Source organism: Paenibacillus sp. Z3-2 (assembly GCF_054161325.1).
This window is the reverse complement of sequence record NZ_CP096397.1, coordinates 2,519,242-2,545,058: the sequence shown is the minus strand read 5'-3', so window position 1 is coordinate 2,545,058 and position 25,817 is coordinate 2,519,242. Positions and strand designations below refer to the sequence as shown.

Here is a 25,817-nt window from a genome sequence, read left to right as displayed (position 1 = left end):
GTTACACCTCACTCCCCGCTTGCGAATTGGCCGAAGCCGTCACACGCAGAAATCTGCCGTAAGCTTCTTCCCAGATTGACCTATCCTGCGGCTCATACGCTGTTACCGGAAATGAATCTCGAATGGCCTTACGTGCCTCCCAGATATCTTTAAAAGCTCCACTCGCCATCCATTGCACAGCCATATTCCCGATGGCACTTCCCTCTGCCGGACCTGCCCATACCGGCTTGCCAATGGAATTTGCAGTCCACTGACATAACAAGCGGTTCTGGATGCCTCCACCGACCATATGCAATCCGTTGAACGTTTGTCCCGACAATTGTTCCGTCGATTCCAGAACTCTTCTATACTTCAATGCCAGACTCTCCAGAATTGCCCGGGCAATAGCCCCCTGATCTTCTGGTACCACTTGCTCTGTAGCACGGCAATACTGTCGTATACGCGTCGTCATATCTCCTGCTGCCATAAACAGTTCATCATCCGGATCAAATAAACTGGCAAATGGAGGTGCCTGTTCCGCCTTCGCCAATAACGCATCGTAGCTAACTCCCTGACCCTGACGATCCCACTCCCGCATGCTTTCCTGCAAAATCCACAGGCCCATAATGTTCTTGAGCAGACGGAATGTTCCGCCCGCCCCGCCTTCATTCGTAAAGTTCAAGGCCAGACTCTCGGCACTAATTGCAGGATGATCTATCTCTGTACCCATCAGGGACCAGGTTCCACAGCTCAGATAAGCAAATGAACGTTCTATTGCAGGAACAGCCACTACGGCTGAACCCGTATCATGCTCTGCAACGGCAATTACCGGAATAGGAGAAAGCCCCAGATCGTTACAGATACTGCTGCGCAACTGTCCAACACGGGTACCTGGCAGCACGGCTTCACCGAACAGTTTCTCCGAAATGCGAATATGCGCTAGCAACTCAGTATCCCACTGCCCCGCTGATGGATTGTACAATTGGGTTGTCGTTGCATTAGTGAATTCATTCACCGCTTCTCCTGTCAGGAAATAACGAAGCAAATCCGGAATCATGAGAAAACGCTCTGCTTCATGAAGAAGCGGGGAACCACTGCGTTGAAGCGTTGCCAATTGATACAGGGTATTGAAGCTAAGAAATTGAATGCCTGTACGTTCGAAGATTCGCTGAGAGGTCAGCTCTTGGCGTACCTGATCCATCATGCCGTTAAACTGTGTATCACGGTAATGATACGGGTTACCCAGTAATTCACCATTACTGCCGAGCAGACCAAAATCTACGCCCCAGGAATCAATCCCTAAGCTTTCCGGCGCTTCGCCCTGCTGTTTCACAAGCGTAAGCCCTTGCAACAATTCATGATGCAATCGCAGAATATCCCAGTGCATCCGCTCGCCAACTTTCACCGGTTCATTCTTGAACCGATGGATCTCGCTCGTTTCGATGCCTCGGTCATTCAGATGTCCTAGCAGCGCTCTCCCGCTCCCAGCACCCAAATCATAAGCCAACACGCTCACTGCGCTTCACCAACCTTTCGAGCCATTCCTTTTTTCCAATCCTTATCTCTTCAATCATTCCGTAACTCTGTACTTATTCTGTATTTATTGTTTGTTTGTTTTTGTTTTATACTGTTTTACTTTATTTTACGAGTATATCACCATTGTAAGCGTTTGAATACCCTCCGATTTTTCTTTCTTTTCTGCATACCAAAAACGACTCTCTCCCACTTGGGAGGAGCCGCAGTTCTTTTTTTACGTATAAAACTGGCCTTTGCTTACCCCCGACTGGGGCTGTACATCTCTCTCAAAATGCTTGAAGCGTGTCCCTTGATACGTCAGCATCCCTCGATCATTCTCCACCAGCATGCCATATTCGGTTCCACCAACGATCAGTTCAATACGCTCACCATTATCGAATTCAAATGTAACAGAATACCGGGTAGTCGCACTGCTATCCCCACTACCACCTGAGACTTCCGTTCTTTTGGTCACAACGGTTGAATGCAGGGTTAACTGGGCTGCCGCGTTATTCGATGACCACGTGCGTACCCCTGAAATAATAACAAAAACAATAACTCCCGCAATGATGAGAAATATGCCGCCAATGAAAATCGAAGCAAATGCATTCATTGTAGCAAACTCATTGAATCCCGAAAAAAAACCACCCTGATTGCCCTCAAAACCCGGTACTCCATTCATGTCATCAAAAACACCGAAGCCATCCACGCTTAATCGGCCGATCGATGAGGACACGCTCGTTAACGCCATTCATCATCGTTCCTTTCCCCTTGCAAAATAAGATGCACCGCCCCCACGCAAGGAAGGCGGTGCACGCAGACAACCCGTTCTGCCTTGTCCGTATACTATATGAACCAGATCAGGAATACAGACGTTCAAGTTCGTCGACCAGACTGCCTACATAGGCAACCGCGGAACGAATCGGCTCAGGTCCGGACATGTCCACACCAGCTTGCTTCATCAACTCCTGCGGCGGGAGACTTCCACCGGCTTTGAGTGCATCTAACCAGCGATCCACCGCAGGCTGTCCGTCTTCCCTGATCTGCTGTGCCGCCGCTGTGGAAGCTGTCAGACCTGCCGCATAGGTATATGGATAGAGTCCCATATAATAATGAGGTTGTCTCATCCACGTAAGTTTGGCCCCTTCATCAATAACGAGATCAGGTCCCCAAAATTCGGAGAGGATGTCTCCTTTGAGCTGACTTAACGTCTTCGCCGTAATTGGCTCATCCTTTGTGGCGAGAGCGTATACTCTGCGTTGCAATTCACCTTCCAGTAGATGCGTAACAAAGTTATGATAATACGTATTCAGGAGTTGCAAAATGACCCAGCGACGCATTCTTGGATTATCGGAACGCTTCAACAGATGATCTGCCAGCAGCATTTCATTCATGGTCGATGGTGCCTCAATGAAATAGAGAGATGGGCGTGTATTCGTGAGCCGTTGGTAACGACCCGCGAGCATGAAATGGCCTGCATGTCCCACTTCATGGGCAAGCGTAAAGGCTCCGCGCATGTTGTTCGCCCATGAAATCAGGATATAGGAGTGCGAACCATATATGGAAGAACAAAACGCTCCTGTGGATTTGCCTGCGTTATCTGCGTAATCCACCCAGCGATCACGAAATGCGCGCTCTACGATCTCGCCATACTCCGGACCGAGCACATCCAGTGCCTCGCGAATGAGCGTACATGCCTCCTCATATGTAATGGCAGGGCTAAATTCAGGATCAAGCGGCGCCTTCAGATCACAGAACATCAACTTGTCCAAGCCCAGTTCACGTTTCTTGAGAGCGGCCAGTCTGCGCATATGAGGTGCAAGTTCCTGCTGGATAATATCCAGAATGTTATTGTACATCTCTTTGCTCACTTGCTGTGGGCTGAGGAGCATATCTGTGACATCGTCGTAACCACGCAATCTGGATAAGACAACCTGTTTCTTCACTTCGGTTGCATAACCTTCTGCGAACGTATTTTTGTACTCATTCAATGTGGAGCTGAACGCAGCATAAGCAGAGCGGCGCAGCTTTGTATCGGACGACATCTCATAATTATTTTCATAGAATGACCAGGACAGTGGACGAGTATTGTCCTCTCCATCGAGGGCATCGTCAAACGTCATGTCTGCCAGTTTACCGCGCAGATAGATACGGTATGGTGAATCCAGCACCTCTCCGAGTGAAGCGAGTACCTTCTCGGTCTCCGGTGTGAGCCGATGTGCCTTTTCTCGAATCAAACGCTCCAAACTGCGCGCATATGGTTCCAGACCCGGAAGCTCTTGAATATAACGCTCTACAGTTCCATCCGGTAGTTCGACGATCTCTGAATTTATAAAAGACAAGGACGACGACAGATTCGATAGGATATCTCCTGCTTTGGCAGAGTTCTCTATATTCACCGGATTGGTGCTGTCTTCCGACTGCTTAAGTCGGGCATAAGAAGCCGTCTTGCCGATACGCTCCTGCAAAGCTTCACGAGCAACCAGACAAGCCAGCAATTGTCCAGCGCCTTCGCCCAGACGTCCTTTGAACGTTTCAATCTCGGTAGCAGCCTCAGGAAGTGATCGAAGCTCCTGCTCCCACTCCACATCGGTTGCAAACAGGTCTCTCAGATCCCAAGTTGCTTCTGGGTTTACCTCAGCACGTGTACGTATTTTTTCCATCTTTAGTTGTCATCCTCCTTGCATTTCCAATATCTCTCATCGTATCATATTCCGCTCATCTATACATGACATCTCCTAAAATGAGACTCAGCATTGTCGTAGATAACAGTTGATCTCTCAATATTCTTCAAATACAGAAGGTGAATTTGATTAGAAAATAGATGTAAGGGTTTCTGAGAGATTTCATTGGAAACCCTTACTGTGAATTTAATTTACATACTATATATCACATAAAATACTATATTTATAGTAAAAGACGTTATTATATAATTTTTATTGTGTATTACAATACATTTTTTCAATCTTTTAACAAGAACAAAGACTTGCGTTAATAGATAGAGAATACAATATTTCACATTGATTAGAGATGTATACTATTGGAGGCTCGAGTGATTTGAACTTAAATGTAATAATGAATATAATTATGACTGCTATGTTGCTATTCATTTTTCTTTTTCGAAACAACGTAGCTGTTTTAGTTTTTAGTGTTGTATTGTTCGGAATAATGCTTTTCACAACGAATAATCAAAGAACCAAATGGAATGTCGTAACGCTTGTGATTCTATCCATAGTAATGATTATTTGGAATATCTACCTCTGGATTTGATTAATTCAAATAGAATGCACCTTGTAACCTCCTTGGTTTGTTTATTAATCCGTTAACTCGCTAGCGTTCCGGACCCATAAAAATCATACCAAGGAGCTTTTTTCAGACATCAAATTTCTTCATAATAGAAATGCTGTCCTCTACGTTTCGTATAAACTTTTGCTCATGTGACCATGGTTTGAAAGTAAATAAAAAAAACGCTAGGTGATGGCAAAAAACCCATACACCGAGCGATTTATTGAATATAACTTATTTAACTTTCTTTCCAGATTACATTTTCCCCATAATTTTTACCCCAGTTATACATCGCATGCAGCACGGGCATCAGGCTCTGGCCGTGATCCGTCAACGTATACTCCACCCGAGGAGGTACTTCTGCGTACACCTTGCGCTCAATCAGTTTGTCTTCCTCCAGCTCACGTAGCTGGTTGGTCAGCATCTTCTGGGTAATATGAGGGATTAAGCGTTTCAGCTCACTGAATCGTTTGGTGCCTTCCAGACCCAAATGCCACAAAATAATCAGTTTCCACTTGCCCCCGATTACCGCAAGAGTCAATTCCTTCTCACAGTTGATTTCTTTCAGATTAATCCGTTCCTTCACTTCGGATGCCATGGCTCCAAGCCCCCCCATCTTCAATCTTATATCGGTATCATACGCATGTTACGGGGACACTCCATAAGAGGGTAACTATCCGCTCCATACATGATGTAATAAGTACATTCATTCGATACAGCTTTCTATTAATTCTACTACAGCCTGCACGGGATGCAAAGTTTAACTAACTACCTCGAATAAAACCTATAAGCTTGAAAGGCTGTGCATCGCAGAAAAAGACCGAAACCCTTCACAAGCAAAGGATTTCGGTCTCGCATCTATTCACTATTCCAGGTTTGCGTGGCGGCCAAACATATCCGCTCCAGTCATACCCTTCATTTCCATCATGGTAAGGATGAGAGCATCCATACCGATTAACAGTCCTTGTTCGAACAACGAGCCCATCGGCTGAATGGTTACGGCTGCTCCGGAAGTTGCTGTGTCCTCTTTGGCTGAAGCCGGGAGACGCACTACCGTAGTCGCCAATTTGCCAATCGTGGACTCTGGCTTAATTGTAATGAGACCTACAGGTGCACCTGCTTGACTAGCCTTCTGAGCCATGGCTGCCAGACTGCCTGTCTCTCCTGAGCCAGAGCACAGCAAGAGGAAATCCTTCGAGCTGATCCCAGGTGTTACGGTCTCGCCCACCACATATACACGAAGCCCCATCTGCATCAGTCTCATGGCAAAAGCCTTTCCCATAAGTCCTGACCGGCCTGCTCCTGCTACAAAAATCTGTTCTGCAGCCAGAACATGTTCAGCCATCGCTTGCATCTCTGCATCATCGATCTGGCTTAACGTGCGTTCCAGCTCCTTCAAGATGTCAGCTGCGTATTGTGTTTTGGTCATTCGCTTACCCTTGTTTAACGAGACGTTGCATTTCAGCTGCAACTGCCGCTTTGTCCGCTTGTCCTGTGATACCGCCACCTACAATAACCAGATCCGGTTGTGCTTTGATTACTTCTGGCAATGTTTCCAGCTTGATTCCACCAGCGACAGCCGTTTTAGCGTTTTTCACAGCAGCTTTGATCGTTTGCAGATCTTCGAACGGGCTTTGTCCTTCAGCTTGCAGGTCATAACCTGTGTGTACACAGATGTAATCTACGCCAAGCGAATCAATTTCACGAGCACGCTGTTCAAGGTTAGGCACGTTGATCATGTCCACGAGAACTTGTTTGTTTTGTTTCTTCGCTTCTGCTACTGCACCTTTGATTGTACTGTCATTGGTTGCCCCAAGCACAGTGATCAGATCCGCACCAGCCTCAGCTGCTTTCATGATTTCATAACCACCAGCGTCCATAATTTTGAGGTCTGCAAGAACTTGCAGATTAGGGAAAGCTTCTTTCATTGCCTTAACCGCGTGCAAACCTTCATTAATAACGATTGGTGTACCAATCTCAACGATATCAATATATTGTTCAACCTCTTTAACCAGTGCGATACCTTCAGGGATGTTTACCAAGTCGAGTGCCAATTGCAATTTCATCATTTATTTCTCCTTTGTTGTTCAAGTATGAGTCGTTCCTGTAAAAATAATAATCAGATATTTAGCCTGCACCAATTCGTCTGTTCAGATGCATGCAGTGTTTGTTTTGGCTACTCATTCATTGTAGACCCTGACTATCCATTCAGGAAGTACGCACTTTGAAGTGGGGTAGTTACTTGTACGTAACTAATGAAATCAATTGGTTGTTATATGAACTCATTTTAGAAGTGTCCCTTCATTTGAACCGAAATTTGCATACTAAAAAATCCTAATCACTCATCCAAATAAATAGACCCTGCCATATAGGATATAGGCAGGGTCCTTTTCTAATTTTCAATCCAGCCAGAGCTGATTTTAGCAATTATACCTTACAGATATACAGGTTTCACACACACCGGCTTGGATACACCTGTGCTGTGACCTGTGTATTTCAGACGTCCGCTTTCCTGATCCACTGTGAATGTCACGAGGTTGTTGGTATCGCGGTTGGCTGCGATCAACAGTTTGCCATTAGGTGTCAGAGCAAAATGACGCGGGTGCTCACCTTCAGCAGATACATGCTCAACCAGTGTCAGGTGACCTTTGTCTGCGTCTACTGCAAATACAACGATGCTGTCATGTCCACGGTTAGAACCATATACATAACGTCCATCATTGGAAACTGTGATCTCGGCTGTTGTATTCTCTTTGCCATCATAACCATCAGGCAATGTCGATACCGTAGACAATTCAGTCAACGTGCCCGCTGCTGCATCATATTTGAACGAAGTAATGGAAGAATCCACTTCATTGATAACATAAGCGAATTGACCATTCGGGTGGAACGCCAAGTGACGTGGGCCTGCTCCCGGATGAGTTTTGGTTTCACTGTGCAGCACAAGTTCATTTTTGTCTGCATCAATGGAATAGATCGCAATGTTATCCGCGCCCAGATCCTGTACCATCATGTATTTGCCATCCGGACTGAAGAATGCGGAATGCACATGTGGCTTGTCCTGACGTTCAGGATGCGCACCTTGGCCTTCATGTTTCTTCTCGTCCAGAAGCGCTCCAACTTCACCGTTATCCGTCAAGGCTTGCAGTCCTACGAGACCACCGTGGTAGCTGGACAGGATCAAGTATTTGCCGGAAGGGTCACGCTGGATATGACATGGTGGAGCTGAGATGGAGTTATTCCGGTTCAGCAAACTTAATTTTCCTGTAGAAGGATCAATGCTCAGAGCTACCGCTTCAGACATTTTGTTGCCTTCAGCTGACGCTGTTTCACCAATCGCATACAGTTTGTTTCCTTCAGCATCCACGTTGACAAACGTTGGGTTTTTCACACCCGCGATGCCGTCAAGCTTGGACAAGCTACCTGTATCCTCATTCAATTCATATGCATAAATGCCCTCATTTTCCGCTTCGGCGTAAGAGCCGGCCAGTACGAGCAAGCGTTTTGATTCACTCATTACAGTTTCCTCCTCTATGTGTATGTAATCTTGTTGCACCTCTTCTATAATAAATCTGCCATATCAAAATAGCAATCTGCTGTCGCTGCACATCCGTGAAAACACCCGCTAAACAACGGCTTTCTGCACATGATCATACTGAAATCCATTCATATGAAGTGCATCTTCTGCTATGATAAGATAGGTTTTTCATCCAGAAGGGACTGAATTGCATTGCTTCACTCATTTTTACTCACGTTATACCATGTATTCCTGCCGATATCACTTCCCGTGATCGGAGGTATTCTGTTAAAACGCTTCAAGAATTGGGATACCCGGTCGCTGTCGACCTTTTCCCTTTATATTTTGAGCCCTGCGCTCATCTTCAATACATTGCTGCACGCAGAGATTACCTGGACGGACGTCACCAGCACATTCTGGTTCTCTATCATTAATCTGATTGCGCTGTGGGCACTCGCCGAGCTGTTAAGCCGGATTTTCCGTCTGGGTGCAAGCGAAAAAGCAGGTCTCACCCTCGTCTCCACGTTTACGAACTGCGTGAATTACGGGCTCCCGCTTGTACTGCTTGCCTTTGGACAACTTGGACTGGATAAGGCTTCCGTCTATGTTATTGGACAGATGATCATTGTCAATACGGTAGGTATCTTTTTTGCCGCGCGATCCGAATTCACGGTAAAAGATGCGATTCTGTCCGTTTTCCGCATGCCGTCCATCTATGCTGCCGGCATCGCCATTGCGCTGCGCGCATCCAATTTGAGCCTGCCTGACGCGCTGGATGGAGGCATCTCCATGCTGGCTATGGGCTACTCTCCCGTCGTTCTCGCCATTTTGGGAGCACAGATGCTCAGATCAAAAGGTGCTACAGCGCCTTGGTTACCTAATGTACGCCGAGCCTTCTGGACCGGGCTTGTGGTACGTCTCGCAGCTGCACCGATCCTCTCCTGGCTAATTCTGACCGCGCTTCAGGTCGAGGGTACCTTGTTCAGTGTGCTGCTCATCCTCGCATCGATGCCGACCGCGGTAAACGCTGTTATTTTGGCTGAACAGTTCAATGCTTCTCCACAGTTTGTATCCCGCTGCATTCTATGGACAACCGCTGCATCCATGTTGATGCTGCCAATTATGATTGTGATGGCTTCCTGATTAACACTGGAGGCGATACCGCAGCCATATCTGCTTGTCGACGCTTCTCCAGCCGGCGTTCATAACGCTGGTTGAGAGCTCTGACGTAAAAGAATTTTACGATAAAGTACGAAATTACACCCAGAATGATACCGAACACGGACATGCCTGCCAAAATATCCAGTCCACCGAGCAACAATTCGCTCACTGCCGACCAGTTCCCGCGAAACAGTTCCATGAATGCACTCTTGTGTACTAGTCCCTGTCCCATGCTGTGAGCAGGCAGAATCCAGGAACCAATCTGCTTGGCGAGCGGCATCAGAATGATAGGCAAAAACGTAAGTTTTCCAATCACATTGCCAACAATGGCTGCGGGCATCGAACCCCCGGACAGTCGCACGATGGGATAGAATATGAGATATATCAGCGATGCGGTCGAGATCACGATTAATTCCAGTCCGAACCCTATGGCAAATCCGGTAGATACTTTATGCGCACCTCCGGGAGCACGTAATAATTTGAGGAAATTCAGCTTCATAGCACGTGTTAAACGTACCCAGCGGTTGGTCTTGCGCTTCTGTGTGTTCATGCCGAATTTCTCCTTATTTACACGAATGACGACTTGCGTCGCCTACTCTTAAGTATATCACACTGTGTTAGCTCCTGTAGTTACAACGACTGGCTGTGTTTCGATCACAACATTGCCTGCCACCGCTCGGGAGATCATGCAGGATGATTCAGCCTTGTGCGCTAAGCGCTCGGCTTTGACCAGATCCGCCTCAGAAGCATCTGTGCTAAGCACAATCCGGGGTCTATGTACGATCCGTTCGTACATAAACACGTTATTCGTAACATCTACCGTTGCTTCCGACTCCAGCGTCAGCTCATCTGGCTTAATATCTGAACGCTCCAGCATTGCTGCCAACGTGATCAAGTAACAGGTAGAGGCTGCACCCAGCAGCATCTCATCGGGGTTGGTTCCCGTACCAGGTCCGCCCATCTCCTGCGGAATCGATATGACCGTTTTTAATCCACCTGCATCAATGGTTCCCTCACTGTTACGTCCACCATTCCATACCGCTTTCAGATGAAAAGGATGTTTCATGACATTCATTCCTTTCTATTTACACACGTATACACGTAATATTCTGCTCAGTTAGTGCACTTACTTGCTCTTCGTCTACGCCTTGATCCGTAATCACTTTCCCCACACTGCTCATCTCAGCGACTCTCGTAAAAGCCTGTATGTTAAACTTGCTGGAATCTGCGAGTAAAATGACCTCATCCGCAATATGGATCATCTTCTGCTTCACCAAAGCCTGTAATTCATTGGATTCACTAATGCCTTTGGTCAGATGCACCCCTTTGCAAGACAGGAATACTTTATCGACATGGTAAGCATCCAGCGAACGTTCCGCCAGCGGCCCTACAAAGGACAGGGATTTCGAAGCCAGTTGCCCACCTGTGGCAATCACGCGAATCTGCTCCTTGTTGCTCAGCTCTGCGGCCACCTTAATCGAGTTGGTTAAAACCGTCAGTGGAATGTTAGGCAATCCTGCCGCCATATACCACGCCGTTGTACTTGCATCGAGGGCGATCCGGTCGCCTGATTCCACCATTTTCACCGCTTCGCCTGCAATCCTGCGCTTCTCTTCTGCATGGGCTACAGCTCGTTCAGGATACGGAATCTCCGACTGTAAATCCTCTTTGTATTTTACACTGACTGCCCCGCCATGAGAGCGCCTGAGCCTGCCTGCCTGTTCGAGCTTGTCCAGATCACGACGAATCGTCTCTTCCGTCACCCCGCAGCGCTCACTAAGTTCGGTCACACGCATACTGCCTTGCGTATCCACCCATTCCACTATTTTTTCATACCGTTCAGCAACGAGCATATTCCTTCACTCCAAACCGTTGATTATCCAGTTGATCCTGTTCATCCCATCATACCACAGTGCGATTACAAGGAGAATTTAGACCACGTGCAAAAAGAGGGAGCTCTCGCCCCCTCCATTCCAGTCCTGAAGTGTATCTTATTTATCTTCTGCCATAGGGAACCAGCCCGGTGTGTGGATGATTGCATTCCACAGCCCGTCAGGGATAACCAGACGCTCCTGATCCGATTTGGTCAGAATCGTCTCGATATCTTCTTCCCGTCCGCTCTCGATTTTCTCAACCCAATCCGGTTCGATAATCAGCTCACGTCCAATGGCAAGCAGTGGCACTCCCGTTTGAAGCGCCTCAGCGGCCTGATCAGCCGTATGAATCGAACCTACACCAATAACAGGCAATTTGCCGTTCACACGATCGAGGATGAATTCCATTCTTGAACGTGTATCTGCTTCGCCACGTCTTGGTTTGGACCAGAATTCATTCAGGGAAACGTGCAGGTAATCCAGGTTTTTATCTTTCAGTGCATCCACCAGTGCATACGTATCTTCCATCGTGAGTCCCGGTGTTTCCGGTTCTTCCGGAGAGAAGCGGTAACCAATGATGAATGGCAATTTCGTATGTTCGGCAACAACTTTCTGAATCTCATCCACGACAGCAAGTGGGAATGCCAGACGTTTCTCTACACTTCCTCCCCAACGATCTTCACGTCGGTTGGAATGAGGGGAGAAGAATTGCTGGATCAGATAACCGTTAGCTCCGTGAATTTCAACACCATCAAATCCGGCTTCGATTGCACGACGTGTCGCTTCACCAAAGTCTTTGATAATGGAAGTAATCTCGGCATCAGTCAACTCTCTTGGTTCAGGAGATCCCGGACGCTCACTCGCAACCGCACTAGGAGCCACCACTTGACCCGCAGGTACAGCTTGTTCAGGCGTCAGACGGCCTGCATGGAATATTTGTAATATGGCTACAGAGCCCTGCTGTTTAATTGTATCTGCCAATCGTCTCAGGCCGGGAATGAAGCTGTCATTATGTACGCCGAACTGAGCCGGGAAACCAATGCCATTCTCTGTTACATGCCCTACTGCCGTAATCGACATGCCAGCACCACCGGTGCGACGTGCATAATAAGCAAGTTCTGCGTCAGATATGGTACCATCAGCATTCGAGGACATATGAGTCATCGGAGCGAGCACGATACGGTTTTTCAATGTAATGCCAGTCGGTAGTGAAACTTGTTCAAACATCTGGTTAAACTTTGGATTCATTCGTGGTTCCCTCCTGATTATAAATATCTCTTTTAATAGATATATGAATATATGCGTTCGCTTACTGTAATTATTATAGTTACGTTTCACCGCAATTGCAACTCTTCATTTTCAGAAAGGAAAAAAAGAGCAGAGGGTCCTAACTCCCTGCCCTATTAACCTTCTTCACTCTATGCAAAAGGGATTCAGAAACTCCGAACGTATGCCAGCTTCTGATCCATCTCTTCCACGCATTCATAACAATCGTGCTCATCATTGGCGACCATGGGTGTTACAGGATACAGATTCATCTCTGTACTGTTATACGATTTCAACAGCGGCAGCAACTGAGTGACCCGTGTGTTAGCCGGATCAAGCCAAGTGTTGATCTCTTCTTCGGAGAGGATCGCTGGCATTTTGCTGCCGAACTCGCGTGTAACCATGTTCGCGCCAGTCATAAGCATCGTGCAGGTACGAAGTGGCTCTTTACGTGTGTCTCTCCACACTTCATATAATCCAGCAATGCCGAACAGACCTCGATCCGGCATGACAACGCGGACCGCATAACTTTTCTTACCCTCTTGCCGCCAATAGTACAATCCGTTACTCGGAATGACGCAGCGCTTCGTTTCTACCAGCTTGTAATAGGAAGGATTCTCATGCACCGTCATGAGATTTGCGTTCACGGCATCACGCCCCCAGAACGGAATGAACCCCCAACGGAACTCATCCAATACACGCTCACCATCCTGATGCAAAATAATTGGCGTATGCTGGGTTGGGCTGATGTTGTAACGGTTTTTGTAATAATACATTACTCGCTGAATCTTGAAATGATCTCTGACTTCGTCCAAATCGGCTGCCAATGAAAAACGATTGCACATGCTCAAGCACTACCTTTCCCTGTGTAAGTTGATTGTATTGTTTGTTATATCAGGGAAATTATGCATGCATATCGAGCAAAAATGACTTATTTTGACACCCACTTCGTCTGGTCAAACCATATTTCATGTTTTCCACGACAAAAACAACGACCTCAGACTCATTTCAATCAAACTATTCCTTGTTACTATAATAGAGATAAAATACATTTATTGGAGGTTTTTAGTATGAAAAGGAAGTTTTTGATGAGCATTATGTTGTTCTCGGCGATAGCCATGTTCGGCAGTACTATCTACGCGGCAACCTTCCTGAATTACGGATATCCCAGTACGACCATCCCCATTCGCACGTATAATTACGCCTCCTCATGGCAGATCCCAATGGACGCTTCCCTTACCAACTGGAACAATGCCGGTGCCAAAGTTCAATTCACCAAAACAAACAACTCCCCGAACACCATCACCGCAGGAAACTTTAACAACACGGCATATGGTGTCAACTACGCCTCCGTATCCGGGAGTCAGGTCGTAAGCTTCCGCATCGAACTTAATGCATCCACCATTAGTGCTGACGCGACCAACTTATCCAATTTCATTCAAAGCGTATTCGTCCACGAACTTGGACACTCCGTATGGCTTGGTGACAACCCAACCACAACCAGTCCTTCCATTATGTCTTACTCCCGTAACCGAAATTCCATGACCAAACCTCAAACCTTTGACATCAACAACGTAAGGTCAAAGTATTAATCCGCTACGAACTCATTCCAAAATCCAAGGAGGATTCCTGTCCATGAACAAAAACCGAGTAAAAACGCTACTTATCTCAACGATTTTCATTCTATCTGCTGTTGGATGCTCTTCTGTTACACCTACCGCTTCTCCGTCCAATGCACCCATGACCATTATTGCTTCTGAAGATTACCCGAGTTATGCCAGCATTGGCGACCTGTCCGAGAGAGCCAATACCATCGTTAAAGGCAATGTCCTCGAGACTCGAGTGGAAGCTTTGAACGATATCGTACAGATTACAGAAGCTGCGAATGAAAACGAGTTAGAAACAGCGTCCGATCCAGGCGGAGAGCCGTCTTCTTTTGACAAAATCTATACGATCCACACGGTTCAGATTACTGAATCCTACAAGGGCGCTTACACGGCCGGGGAACAAATAGAAGTGAAGCAGCTTGGCGGACAATTGGGTAACACCGAGATTATTAATGACGACAACCTCAAGCTGGTCCCTACCAAAGACTATGTGCTTTTCCTCGAAACGTATGAAAACACCCCAGCCAGCCTGCTGAACTCCGTTCAGAGTCTCTACGTGATCAAACCTGCCGCCAAGTCGAATCAGACAGGTCAGCAACAATCACAGTCCGAAGTCATTGTGAGCGCGAATCCCGAGAATGATCTTTCTTTGACCATCAGGGAGTTGCAAGAAATCCAGAGCGAACAAAAGAACAACTAATGCATATACTGCAATCACACCGTTATTTATCTCCGTACAGACTCCTAATCCCCTTCTATTGTTTCAGTCATACATAAGAATATAAAAACCGTGCTGCTCAGCCAACTGGGCAGCACGGTTTTTTGGTCTTACGTAGGCCCGCTGTGCATCCGAAATGCACTCGGCCCTTTAAATATGAGCGCAGACCATCCTTACTTACTTAGACGGTGTATTAAGTCCAATAATCCATTCAGCCAGATCCTGTGTCTGTTTCAACAAAGCGATGGGGTCACGGAACCAGGATTGTTCCTCCGTCCATATGTACACTTTTCCACTTTTGATAGCAGGCAATGAACCCCAGATCGGATCTGCCTGTAGGTCTTTCAGCTGTGAGTGGCTGGTTAGGACGATGTAATCTCCCGCGTATTTGGAGAGCAGTTCTATGGAGAATTCATGATATGCCCCCTGCATCAACTCAGACGGAATGTTCTTCGGTGCTTGTAAACCGAGCAATTCGTAGATATTACGCCCTCCCCGGCCCGACTGATTGCCGAAAATAAAGACTTGGCGGTCGTATTCCTGCATCACGGAGAATGTGGCATCAGCCGGTACAACGCTCTGCACCTCCTGCTTGATTTTGGCAATCTCCTCATTAAAATCAACCAGCCACTTCTCAGCTTCCGCTTCTTTGCCCAGAACTTCACCGAAATAAGTGACTTCGTCCTTCAGTGTCGGGAAAGTGATGGACGCAATGGAAACGGTCGGTGCAATCTTACTGTATTGTTCATAAGCCGCTTTGTCCGGATTCAATGTAATAATGAGATCTGGCTCCAGCTCCATCAATTGTTCAATGGAATCACCGATCGTTTCAAGCCCATCCATGTGACCTTCCAGATACGGGCTGTTCATCAGAAATTGTCCTCCACCAATCGGTTTGACACCAAGAGCAAGTACCGTTCCCAGATAATCAATGGCAGCGACTCGCTCTGGATGTGCAGGAATCTCTACCTCGCCAAAGGCCGTATTCACCATTTTGGTTTCCACGACTGCCGGTTGTTCGGGTTCCGCTGCAACCTCTGATGTTCCTGTTCCTTGTTCAGCTGTTCCACAAGCACTCAATGTGAGTACAAGCGCAAGTGACATGATCGCTGATTTAAAATGCTTAAACATGTTGATTTCCTCATCTCCCTTATATTGATAATGATTATCATCATCAATTAAAGGATAACGTTCCTCTCTTCCTGTTACAATAGATTCATTTGTTGCATTTAATGTACTTTTTGAAACTTTGTTTGAGTTTCCCTGCTGCTTCAACCGATATTGTCCAGGTGTGATGCCAGTCTCTTTTTTGAAAATTCGATTGAAATAGAATGGGTCCATGTACCCTACATATGCAGCAATTTCCTGTAATGAAGCTTCCGTGGACGCAAGCAAACTCCTTGCCTCACCCATACGTAACCGAGTCACATATTCTGTCGGTGTGCATCCCGTCTGTTCCTTGAACTTGCGTGATAAATACTGCGGGCTATAATTCAAGGACTGGGCAAGCGAATCGAGTGAGATCGATTCCCGGAAATGAGCTTTGATATGACGCAATACCTGATCGGTAAGCGAAGGCTGCTGACCTTCGTGAAGCATGCGGCTCCGCTGTAACAATACAAGCTCTACCAATTGAAAGAAGTGTACTTTGACCTGAATTTTGCCCAATTGTTCCTGTCCTGACCAGCATTCATGTATCTTCCGCACAAGCTCACGCAGTTCAAGGGCATGATCCGGCGCTGTCGCCCAAGACTCTTCAAATGGATTTCGCTGGTTTAGCATCATTCGGTACTCCACGAGCACGTTGGATGGCAGCGTTGATTTGTACAAAATCAGATGGACCTCCATCCCCCCGGTCGCTTCAAATGTCAGACGTCTTCCTTTTCCCCCGTGGAGCAGCAAGAACTGGCCTGTAGACCATACCTCTTCATCCAGCCACACCTGCCCCCTACCATGAACATAGACAAATGCACTGGTTGGTAACACATAGTTTCGCATGAACTCGTTTGTTGCCAGTGATATAATACGGACATCAAGCACGCGAACCTGAACCTGATCCCACAGCTTGGTATCATTCTGAATCCGCATATAGACTCCCTTTCCTAAGTGTCCAAACATGCACAATGCATAGCATTGTGACTCAAAACCCACCTATAATTGATAATGATTATCAATTATAGCAATGATGGAACCATCTTTGAAGCCTACATCCGTTTTTATTGGTTGCCTCAATATAAAAACGGTTGAAATCCCTCTTAAAGAGATCTCAACCGTTCTGATGTTAAGCCTTATTATAGTTTGATAAAATCAGCCATGGAACGAACCTCAATGAGCCCGGTATTGGAAACCGCATCGGTAGATTGCAGCCCTTCTCTGGAAGTGAACTGCACCTTCACCGGAATGCCAGGAATGAGATCGAAGAAGTTGTCGGAGAATACGCCTTCTGCTTCGGAGGAAATCCATACCTGTTTGGCAAGCACATCACTTTCCAGTTGAAGATATTTGCCATCATTTTCAGTAACCTCTGTTACTTTAATTTGTGCAGGCTGCAATGCAAGATCTTTGGATGGTGCAAAATAATGCTCCTGCACAATGTCAGCTACTCCATTCTGCTTCAGATCCAGGCGCAACAGCGTTGTTGCAACGTCACGGCCTTGCAGCCATTCAGTCTGACTCAGAGACAACACCAGTTGACCCGAGTTCGATGCCAATGTTACCTCATGCTCTTCTTCACGATATACTGAGCCATCGAATCCAATCAATCGAATCTGCAGTTGACCCTTCACTGGCTCAAGCTGATCCGAGATGATATAAATATCTGTAGTATCTTCCTTGGTCCCGTCTACGGATACGAGCACATCGCTGAAGCTTCGTTTCGCGTAATACTGCAAAGCTTTCCAACGCCCAAGGTAGTCCATGCCTGCCCATGAAGCCACCGGCCAGCAGTCATTCATTTGCCAGTAAAGTGTACCCATGCAGAATGGTTTGCGGCGACGATGTGCTTCAATGGCGGTCTTCATTGCTTCCGCCTGAAGGACTTGGCTCATATACAGGAACGATGGGAAATCCTTCGATTCATGCATGTACATATCCATATACTGTTTGATCAGACGATTACCTGCCCCATTCTTCTGGTGCGCAAGCATCACTTCAGATTCCAAGGCCAAGTCTTCTTCTTCCGCATAGGTCCGAACTGATTTGTATTCCGGGAAAGACTGGAATCCGTATTCGCTCATGAAACGACCCACATGCACGTTGTAGTTTTCGAAAGGTTCTACATTGTGCCACACGCCCCAGTAGTGAATATCGCCCTCAGATGTAGACGGGTGCGCATGCTGCTTCTCATCCCCTGTCAGTGATACAAGAGGTGAAGAAGGCCAGTAATCCACACCTGGAGCATACGCTTCAACCACTTCTGGCAGCAGATCATGGAAGATGGCTTCGTAATCGGCCCAGATGCGTTCACGCTGCTCGGCAGTAAAATCTTTCTTCCAACCCCAGCCACCATTCTCAACATATTGAGCCCAAGCCGAATCAATCTCATTGTTACCACACCATAGTGCAATACTTGGATGATTACGCAGACGTTTCACATTATCAATCGCTTCATGTCTTACACTGTTCAGGAACGCTTCATCCCCTGGATACATGCTGCAAGCAAACATGAAGTCTTGCCATACCAGGATTCCGTATTCATCACACAGTTCGTAGAACACATCCTGCTCATAGATTCCGCCACCCCACACGCGCAGCATATTCATATTGGACTCGGCTGCGGATACGATCTCATGACGATAACGTTCATGAGTAATTTCAGTGATGAAGCTATCATTCGGAATGTGATTGGCCCCTTTGGCAAAGACCGCAACCCCGTTCAATTCAAAGTAAAAGGATGCTCCCGCTTCATCTTTGTCACGTACCAGGCGAATGGAACGAAGTCCTGTCTTCACTGTAGATTCAGCCACAGCTCGCTCACCTTGAAGCACTTCGGTAAGGAAGGTGTACATATGCGGGTCACCAAGCCCGCGGCTCCACCACAGTTTCGGTTCATTGATGGAGATTGGAATCTCCACAGTCTGAGCTCCGGGTTGCAGCGATACGGATCTTTCCCATCTCTGACCATCTGCACCGATACGAATGACCGTATCCACCGATTGTGATGTCTCTACTTCCACAACAGCGGTCAATGAAGCTAAGGTAGCACTTACTTCATTTTGCTGGATATACACATCATTAATTCGCACCTGTGTCCAACCTTCAAGACGTGCTTCACGCCAGATCCCACTGGTTACAAAACGCGGACCCCAGTCCCAACCATAGTGATACGGGGCTTTACGTGCAAAAATACTTACTCTCTTGTCGCCAAGTCCGCCAACATCGGACTGATCATTGGATGCAGGTAATGCATATCCGAGCTTCTCCAGCTTAGGCAGGTCTTCCTGAATCGGAGACCGAAAACGTATTCGGAGAATATTGCCGTTGCCCTTCAATACGGCCTTCACATCCGCCTTCCATACCCGGAACATGTTATCTGCGGATAACACATGCACATCATTCACATACACATCAGCATATGTATCCAGACCATCAAACACCAGTTCCAGGTGTTCCTGAGAGAACAACGCTTCGGCAACGTCAAATTCAGTCTGATATTCCCAATCTTTCTTATCAATCCATTGTACTTCCTTCTCGTTCGTTCCATAAAAAGGATCTGGAATCTTGCCCAGTTTCAGCAAGTCTGTATGCACACAGCCGGGCACCTGAGCCGGCATCCACTCTTGATCTTCGCAAGCCTTGAACGTCCAATTCTGAAAAACATGTGATTGTATTGTGCTCATGACAGCCTCCATTGTTGTTAGAGTTGGTAATTATTATTTTGTTAGGTTTTGTTAGTGTAAAAACAAATAACTTACAAAACAAAATTAACACGATATGCTTCTCATAGTCAATCTGTTTTGTAATTTAATTTGTTAAACAATCGCTGCATATCAAAAAGACATGAAGACTTAATCTCTCCATGTCTCTCACCTGAGTTCATTTACCAGTATGTTTGTCGTTAATATGATCAATACGTTCTTATCACACATACCACATTAGTCTATATTGGCGTTATATTCATCGCGAATAATTAATTCCGAATAGATCAGCTTGCGTTCATAAGGTTGATCCAGATGTTGGATCCGCCACAACAGCTGATCCACCGCTCTCGTGCCCAGATTATCTTTGTTAATATGTACCGAAGCAAGAATGGGTTCATCCGTCTGCGTATTGTCAAACCCGGTTACAGCACAGCGTTCAGGCACCTGAATGCCTCGACTTTGGAGTGCCTGAATGACAATGACAGCTGTATGATCATTCGCACACACGATGACTTCAGGGATATCCTCCAGCTTCATTTCGGCAATGGATCTCCGTATCTGTTCATACTCTGGTCCCAGCAAGTCTGCTTGCTGTTCCCCCTCCAGCTGTTTCTCTTCCAGCACCGTTCGATATCCAAGCCAACGTTCTCTAAAGCTGGTTGCATCAGGAAGTTTCCCAGCAAACTGGAACCTTCTGTACCCTTTCCCAACGAGCATGAGAACCAGTTCTTTCATACATTTCATATTGTCTGTAAAAACCGTGTCTGCGTATATGGCCGGGTCTTCATGGTCCACCATCACAAGCGGAATACGCAGCCTGTAAATCTCCAGCAATACCGATGTCGAGATGGTGCCCACGGTAATGACTCCGCTGATCGCTTCCGGATTAAGGACCGAGAACATTCGATCGGAAGAGGGTTCTGTCAGCGTTAAAATGTCCATCCCCTTCTCATTCAGCCTCTCAGAGATGCCATCGAACACAGGCCCCCAGTACAAGGAAGATCGATTCTGAGAACGAACGTTAGGAAACAAAATTAATATGGTGCCTTGGCGCTCCGCTTCTGGCTTCACCTCTATTGATGCCTGTGTGTCCACCGGATACCGCTTTGGCTCGGTTCTGAAGTAACCGAGCTGCCCCGCCGTTCTGACAATCATCTCGCGTGTATGCTCGCTCACACCAGGCTTCCCCGTTAGCGCACGGGAGACTGCGAATTTGGACACCCCCGCAGCATCCGCAATTTGCTGCATTGTTACTCTTTTAGTCATGCCATTCACCCGTTTTTCCTGATTTTCCATTCAGTGTAGCATAAAAAACAAAAATCAACAAAACAAGTTATGTTTCCGTTTAACTTGTTAGGCTAAATTCGATCGGTAACAGGCCATATACAACATAACAAAAAAAGGCCCTCTCTCCACCTTCCATAGAAGATGACGAAAAGACCATTGTTCCCTGGTTATATGCTCCGTGCTCCCTGATCGCTGAGTTCCGGCTGGAGCGCTTGACGTTTTCTGCGCCAGAAGATCGGCTGTGGGAGTTTGATCTCTGTAATCAACACACCCATCAACATCAAAGCTGCTCCTGCATATCCATGCAACGTTAATGACTCCCCTTGAAAGGTAAAAGCAAAGGCCGCTGCAAATAGAGGTTCGAGTGAGAAGATCAGACTCGTTCTTGTGGGAGAAGCATGGCGCTGTGCGAGTGTCTGCAGAATATATCCCAATCCGCTGCACAATACACCTAACCCGAGAATTGCTGTCCAGGATTCAGCCGTATCGGGCATACGTGGCGTTTCCAGCATGAATGTAGCCGCTATTCCCCACATCGCCGCAACACCCAATTGTACCGTTCCCAGTGTTAGCGGATCATGCTTCGGCGTGTACTTGCCAGCAATCATAATGTAGATGGCATACACTAGCGCTGCAAGAATGCACAGAATATCTCCCGTGTGCAGACTCAGTTCATGTTGAAGCGTTAACAAGCCCAGCCCGGTTACTGCTACCAGTATACTTAACGTCAATCGTTTTTCAGGCATACGACGATGCTGGATTGTCGTCAGGATGGGTACAAAAATAACAGCCAAACTAATCAAAAATCCCGCTTGGGATGTCGTTGTACGTTGCACACCATAGGTGATGAATACAAATGCAGCGAATAAAGCCGTGCCCATAATGGCTCCTGCCACAAGTGTTCTTCGATCCATTTTAAACAATCGCCGATGAAAAAGAATCCCTGCCGCAAGAAAGGCAATTCCAAAACGAAATGCGACCAGATTCAATTCTTCCATGGACGCTAGGCCCGATTTCATAAACAGATAGGATGATCCCCATATGACCGTTGCGAGCAGCATCTGTATATCCGCTCTTCTCGTTGCCTGACCTTGATTAACCTGTACACCATTCATCTAGCTTCAACCTTCATTCTATGTATTCTGATCTGTGTGATCATGCGTCAAACTAACTCGCCTTGGCAAGTATAAACGATCTCTTTGCATTATAAAAATGAATATTTATAATAGATTATATGAAATAAACTCATGCATCAAAAATGGGAAGGAACGGAATCATTCATGTCATTGATCAAATACGAAATATTGAATACCGTAGTGGAATATGGCAGTCTCACCAAAGCGGCAGAAGCACTGAACATCACCCAATCCGCAGTCAGCCATGCCATCGCCAGTCTGGAGACGGAATGTGGTTTTTCACTACTCCATCGCGGTCGTTCCGGTGTACGTGTTACCGCTGAAGGCGAACGCATTCTGGGATACACACGTGAAATTCTGCGCTGGACGGAACTAATGAACCAGGAGATCTCCCTGATTCGCGGTGCCGAGATTGGAACTGTGCGTATCGGTACCTTCGCCAGTGTATCCACACAGTGGCTACCTGGCATACTGAAACAATTTCGTCTGCGTCATCCAGGAATTGAGATCAAGCTCTGGGAAGGGGATTATGCTGAGATTGAGGGCTGGCTGGCTGGAGGTGCTATTGATCTTGGATTTCTATCCCTCGGCGATTCATCGCCGTTTGAGACCATCCCATTGCAAAAAGACAGGATGATGTGCATCCTGCCTCTGGATCATCCTCTCGCCTCAGAGAAATCTGTTTCGTTTGATATTCTACTGGAGCAACCCTTTATACTGCCCAAGTGGGGCGGGGATAACGAGATTGAACGACTGATCCGGGAACATGCAGCCAAGCTCAATGTCGTCTATGAAGTCGCAGAAGATCAAGCCATTATGGCGATGGTCCGTAATGGCCTCGGCATCAGCCTGCTCCCGGAAATGGTTCTTCAAAATCATACAGATTCGCTTGCGCTCGTTCCACTCTCTGGAGATCCTTATCGCACGATTGGTATGGCCTGCCCCTCTTTGGGCAATCTATCGCCCGCTACGCGGCGTTTCATCGAAGAAGTTCAACATTGGCTCGTACCAACCCTGTAACTTGGGAGAACGAACTACCTGTCGTTATGATCAACTTTTGCTATCCGTTACTCACGTTACTCACAAATTGTATAACAGCAAGGATCAGCATCAGCACAAATATAACCGCAACCGTGATGCCAAAACCAATCAGGAAGCGCACGCCCGGTGAGCGTTTGTTGTGCTGGCTGCCTCCCAAGTTATCGAGCTTTTGCTCAAGCTGATCCAATCTTTCATTTACTTGTTTCAGATCTTGATTGGAGTTCATTCGTCCATCTCCTTTTTCAGCGTATTCGATCTATTCCCATATCCGATCCAGCTGATCTGCGTAGAAACGAATTGCTCTGCTATAGTCATTGATTCTCTTGTCACTTGATGTATCTGCAATTTGCACGAGTAGTCGTTGCATCGCTTCTGCATGTTCACCCAGATTGTAGAGCACCATGGCATAGAAAACCTCAAATTCCCGGTACGCCGGGAATTCCTTCATCCCCTTTTCAAACCAAGCTTTCGCCTGCTCGTACTCTCCAAGCGTTCGATATGTACTGCCCAGTCCGAGTATTGCGCCTGCCCTGTCTTCTCCTGAGAGACCCAGATCCAGTGCCTGCTCATAATGCGGGACAGCTTCTCGCTCTAACCCAAGCGAATCATGTGCCCAAGCGAGCTGATACCAGACCTGCGCATTCTCGGGTTCTTGCTCTGTAATCTCTTGCAGAAGTTCAATCGCTTCCTGCCCCTTGCCTTCTTGTCTCCATCGCACGGCCTGTTCCACATTACTCATGCTGTCACTTCCCATCTTGCATTATAATTCCCACATATATCATTCATTTGTTTTATTATACCAAAAAAGCACTCCAGAGAATATGTTGTAACAACACAAGGTTGTCAAAACTCTATTCGGCAGTGTGCTTTTTCATTCGATACAGCCAACTCGCTTAAGGTGCTTTTCTCTCAAAGTAAACTGTTCATCACTTGATTAAGACCATGTCGTGTTCGCGACCATAACAATAAATACGAGCATGAGATAGTTAACCGAGATCAGAAAGTTCACTTTTGCCCACTTCTCATCATCCTGTGTCTTCAGTCCACTAAGTGTATGCACGAACCAGATTAGTCCACCAATCAGAGATACAATCAGGAATACCAGACCAACATAATCGTAGTAATACAACAGGAATACAGCAGGAAGCAGCAGAAAAACGTAAGGAATCATCTGAAGCTTGGTACGTTTTACCCCTTTTACGACAGGCAACAACGGGAAACCGGCAGCGCGATATTCCTCCACCCGGCGAATACCCAATGACCAGAAGTGTGGTGGCTGCCACAGGAACAATAGCGCAAACAGCAACCAGGCACCTGCATCAATTTCATTCGTTACAGCCGTATAACCGATGACAGGCGGCATCGCTCCTGCAATTCCACCCAGCGACGTGCTCCAGGTCGAACTACGTTTCAACCACATCGTGTAGATCACGATGTACGCAAACCATCCGAGCAGAGCCATCCAGCCCGCTAACGGATTCACCCAGAGATACAATACAGCTAGTCCCACAACACCAAGGATAATACCATAGCCCAGCACAAATCCAGGCTTCAGATGATTAATGTACTCCATCCTTTTTTTGGTGCGCTCCATCTTTTGGTCCAATTCACGATCCCAATAATTGTTGATTACACAAGCTGAAGCAATAACCAAAGTAGATCCAATCACGACCATGAGCAGAGATAACCAATGGATATCCCATTTTGAAGCTACCCAGAATCCTACTGCCACCGCAAACACATTCAGCCTTAGAAGTCCGGGTTTGGTTAATGCAATCATGTCTTTAAGCATGAGGCTCCTCCTGAACTATGTAAAAACGCCATTCCAATAATGATACATGTACCTCCCATTAATTACAATCGCTTTCATGAATTTGTCATAACCAAAAAGCATCCCTCACCGTTCTATTAAACGGGAGGAATGCTTGACTGATGAACTTCATCTTATTTATGGGATGTATTGCTGCACAATTTTGGTGACTTTTCCTTCCTGCACAGTCAGATGATATGGGAAAACGGACAGGTCTAGAATACGGGTATTCTCATACAACGATTCGAACTTGGATAATGTCACAGGTTCATTCCACTGAATGTCTGCGCCCAGCATCGTACCATCCCGATCATATAACTGCATCAATACTTCAGCATTGGCACTAACTTCAACCTGTTCCTGCTCTTTGCTGTCATTGACAATATAGTAGCCATCTGGTGCACCGTCTATACCTGCTTCCGGATTGCGCTGTGCAAAAATCGCATCGGCTTCTTCACCTTGATACCAGCCAATCTTGTCCACTGTCATAACCAACTTGCCATTCTCTTGGTGCATACCTTCCACATAGGCTGTAAACATCTCAGAGTTGGCAACCTGAGCTTCTTTCGCAGTAGGTTGTTGAACGTCCGTACTACCTTGAGCATTCGCAGGGGTAAGTAAATATGTAGTCAGCACAATGATACCAAGTAAAGCAACAACTGCACCGATCATTCGTAGTTTCCATTGTTTTGCCGCGTTCTTCATAGGTAACATCTCTCCTTAATATGAACGTTACTATTCCTTAACCGGAAGTCTTCCTTC

Annotated in this window: 24 protein-coding genes; 4 read left to right on the top strand and 20 right to left on the bottom strand. The window is 46.7% G+C overall.

Annotation, left to right across the window (positions count from 1 at the left end; genetic code table 11):
• Position 1: 1 nt before the first annotated feature.
• The 7 genes from M1D71_RS11570 to M1D71_RS11540 form a co-directional block, all read right to left on the bottom strand.
• Positions 2–1,495, bottom strand: a complete 1,494-nt coding sequence (locus tag M1D71_RS11570; RefSeq protein WP_458126542.1) for a rhamnulokinase — start codon at positions 1,493–1,495, stop codon at positions 2–4.
• A gap of 234 nt (positions 1,496–1,729) precedes the next feature.
• Complete coding sequence (locus M1D71_RS11565) at positions 1,730–2,245, bottom strand: DUF2500 domain-containing protein (protein ID WP_458126541.1); 516 nt, start codon at positions 2,243–2,245, stop codon at positions 1,730–1,732.
• Positions 2,246–2,354: 109 nt separating this feature from the next.
• Complete coding sequence (gene pepF, locus M1D71_RS11560) at positions 2,355–4,157, bottom strand: oligoendopeptidase F (RefSeq protein WP_458126540.1); 1,803 nt, start codon at positions 4,155–4,157, stop codon at positions 2,355–2,357.
• 860 nt (positions 4,158–5,017) lie between these two features.
• Positions 5,018–5,377, bottom strand: coding sequence for a winged helix-turn-helix transcriptional regulator (locus tag M1D71_RS11555; protein ID WP_036608849.1), 360 nt, complete (start codon positions 5,375–5,377; stop codon positions 5,018–5,020).
• 267 nt (positions 5,378–5,644) lie between these two features.
• On the bottom strand, positions 5,645–6,208 hold the full coding sequence (gene hxlB, locus M1D71_RS11550; RefSeq protein WP_458126539.1) for a 6-phospho-3-hexuloisomerase: 564 nt from the start codon (positions 6,206–6,208) through the stop codon (positions 5,645–5,647).
• Between the two features lie 4 nt (positions 6,209–6,212).
• Positions 6,213–6,845: a 3-hexulose-6-phosphate synthase gene (gene hxlA, locus M1D71_RS11545; RefSeq protein ID WP_336760255.1), complete on the bottom strand. Its 633-nt coding sequence runs from the start codon at positions 6,843–6,845 to the stop codon at positions 6,213–6,215.
• A gap of 368 nt (positions 6,846–7,213) precedes the next feature.
• Positions 7,214–8,296 (bottom strand): lactonase family protein, encoded by a 1,083-nt coding sequence (locus M1D71_RS11540; RefSeq protein WP_458126538.1) that lies wholly within the window; start codon positions 8,294–8,296, stop codon positions 7,214–7,216.
• 213 nt (positions 8,297–8,509) lie between these two features.
• On the opposite strand from M1D71_RS11540, the gene M1D71_RS11535 reads away from it, so the two are divergent.
• Entirely contained in the window at positions 8,510–9,439 is a 930-nt protein-coding gene (locus tag M1D71_RS11535; RefSeq protein WP_458126537.1) for an AEC family transporter, read from the top strand.
• On the opposite strand, the gene M1D71_RS11530 is transcribed toward M1D71_RS11535, so the two are convergent.
• From M1D71_RS11530 to M1D71_RS11510, 5 genes are all read right to left on the bottom strand, one after another.
• Positions 9,417–10,007 (bottom strand): DUF2062 domain-containing protein, encoded by a 591-nt coding sequence (locus tag M1D71_RS11530; RefSeq protein ID WP_458126536.1) that lies wholly within the window; start codon positions 10,005–10,007, stop codon positions 9,417–9,419. The genes M1D71_RS11535 and M1D71_RS11530 overlap by 23 nt on opposite strands.
• 57 nt (positions 10,008–10,064) lie before the next feature.
• The gene (locus M1D71_RS11525; protein WP_458126535.1) at positions 10,065–10,523 is read right to left on the bottom strand and encodes an OsmC family protein; all 459 of its coding nucleotides are present in this window, start codon (positions 10,521–10,523) and stop codon (positions 10,065–10,067) included.
• Between the two features lie 19 nt (positions 10,524–10,542).
• A complete protein-coding gene (locus M1D71_RS11520) occupies positions 10,543–11,310 on the bottom strand; it encodes a DeoR/GlpR family DNA-binding transcription regulator (RefSeq protein ID WP_458126534.1) in 768 nt (255 codons plus the stop codon).
• A gap of 138 nt (positions 11,311–11,448) precedes the next feature.
• The gene (locus tag M1D71_RS11515) at positions 11,449–12,579 is read right to left on the bottom strand and encodes an NADH-dependent flavin oxidoreductase (RefSeq protein ID WP_458126533.1); all 1,131 of its coding nucleotides are present in this window, start codon (positions 12,577–12,579) and stop codon (positions 11,449–11,451) included.
• Positions 12,580–12,764: 185 nt separating this feature from the next.
• Positions 12,765–13,442 (bottom strand): SOS response-associated peptidase, encoded by a 678-nt coding sequence (locus M1D71_RS11510; protein WP_458126532.1) that lies wholly within the window; start codon positions 13,440–13,442, stop codon positions 12,765–12,767.
• Between the two features lie 225 nt (positions 13,443–13,667).
• Between M1D71_RS11510 and M1D71_RS11505 the strand changes: the two genes are divergently transcribed.
• Together M1D71_RS11505 and M1D71_RS11500 are read left to right on the top strand one after the other, a co-directional pair.
• Positions 13,668–14,189, top strand: coding sequence for a hypothetical protein (locus M1D71_RS11505; protein WP_458126531.1), 522 nt, complete (start codon positions 13,668–13,670; stop codon positions 14,187–14,189).
• A 43-nt stretch (positions 14,190–14,232) separates the two neighbouring features.
• Positions 14,233–14,904, top strand: a complete 672-nt coding sequence (locus M1D71_RS11500) for a hypothetical protein (RefSeq protein ID WP_458126530.1) — start codon at positions 14,233–14,235, stop codon at positions 14,902–14,904.
• A gap of 195 nt (positions 14,905–15,099) precedes the next feature.
• On the opposite strand, the gene M1D71_RS11495 is transcribed toward M1D71_RS11500, so the two are convergent.
• From M1D71_RS11495 to M1D71_RS11480, 4 genes are all read right to left on the bottom strand, one after another.
• Positions 15,100–17,010: an AraC family transcriptional regulator gene (locus M1D71_RS11495; RefSeq protein WP_458126529.1), complete on the bottom strand. Its 1,911-nt coding sequence runs from the start codon at positions 17,008–17,010 to the stop codon at positions 15,100–15,102.
• Between the two features lie 203 nt (positions 17,011–17,213).
• Entirely contained in the window at positions 17,214–19,760 is a 2,547-nt protein-coding gene (locus M1D71_RS11490) for a beta-mannosidase (protein ID WP_458126528.1), read from the bottom strand.
• Between the two features lie 255 nt (positions 19,761–20,015).
• The gene (locus tag M1D71_RS11485; RefSeq protein WP_458126527.1) at positions 20,016–21,047 is read right to left on the bottom strand and encodes a LacI family DNA-binding transcriptional regulator; all 1,032 of its coding nucleotides are present in this window, start codon (positions 21,045–21,047) and stop codon (positions 20,016–20,018) included.
• A 188-nt stretch (positions 21,048–21,235) separates the two neighbouring features.
• Positions 21,236–22,183 carry a DMT family transporter gene (locus M1D71_RS11480; protein ID WP_458126526.1) on the bottom strand — a complete coding sequence of 316 codons (948 nt, stop codon included), beginning with the start codon at positions 22,181–22,183 and terminating at the stop codon, positions 21,236–21,238.
• 165 nt (positions 22,184–22,348) lie between these two features.
• Between M1D71_RS11480 and M1D71_RS11475 the strand changes: the two genes are divergently transcribed.
• A complete protein-coding gene (locus M1D71_RS11475) occupies positions 22,349–23,224 on the top strand; it encodes a LysR family transcriptional regulator (RefSeq protein ID WP_458126525.1) in 876 nt (291 codons plus the stop codon).
• A 40-nt stretch (positions 23,225–23,264) separates the two neighbouring features.
• Here M1D71_RS11475 and M1D71_RS11470 read toward each other — a convergent pair whose 3' ends face one another.
• From M1D71_RS11470 to M1D71_RS11455, 4 genes are all read right to left on the bottom strand, one after another.
• Positions 23,265–23,471, bottom strand: a complete 207-nt coding sequence (locus M1D71_RS11470; protein ID WP_458126524.1) for a hypothetical protein — start codon at positions 23,469–23,471, stop codon at positions 23,265–23,267.
• A gap of 30 nt (positions 23,472–23,501) precedes the next feature.
• Positions 23,502–23,984, bottom strand: coding sequence for a tetratricopeptide repeat protein (locus M1D71_RS11465; RefSeq protein WP_458126523.1), 483 nt, complete (start codon positions 23,982–23,984; stop codon positions 23,502–23,504).
• Positions 23,985–24,179: 195 nt separating this feature from the next.
• A complete protein-coding gene (cyoE, locus tag M1D71_RS11460; RefSeq protein ID WP_458126522.1) occupies positions 24,180–25,037 on the bottom strand; it encodes a heme o synthase in 858 nt (285 codons plus the stop codon).
• Between the two features lie 156 nt (positions 25,038–25,193).
• Positions 25,194–25,760 (bottom strand): hypothetical protein, encoded by a 567-nt coding sequence (locus tag M1D71_RS11455; RefSeq protein ID WP_458126521.1) that lies wholly within the window; start codon positions 25,758–25,760, stop codon positions 25,194–25,196.
• Positions 25,761–25,817: the final 57 nt, after the last annotated feature.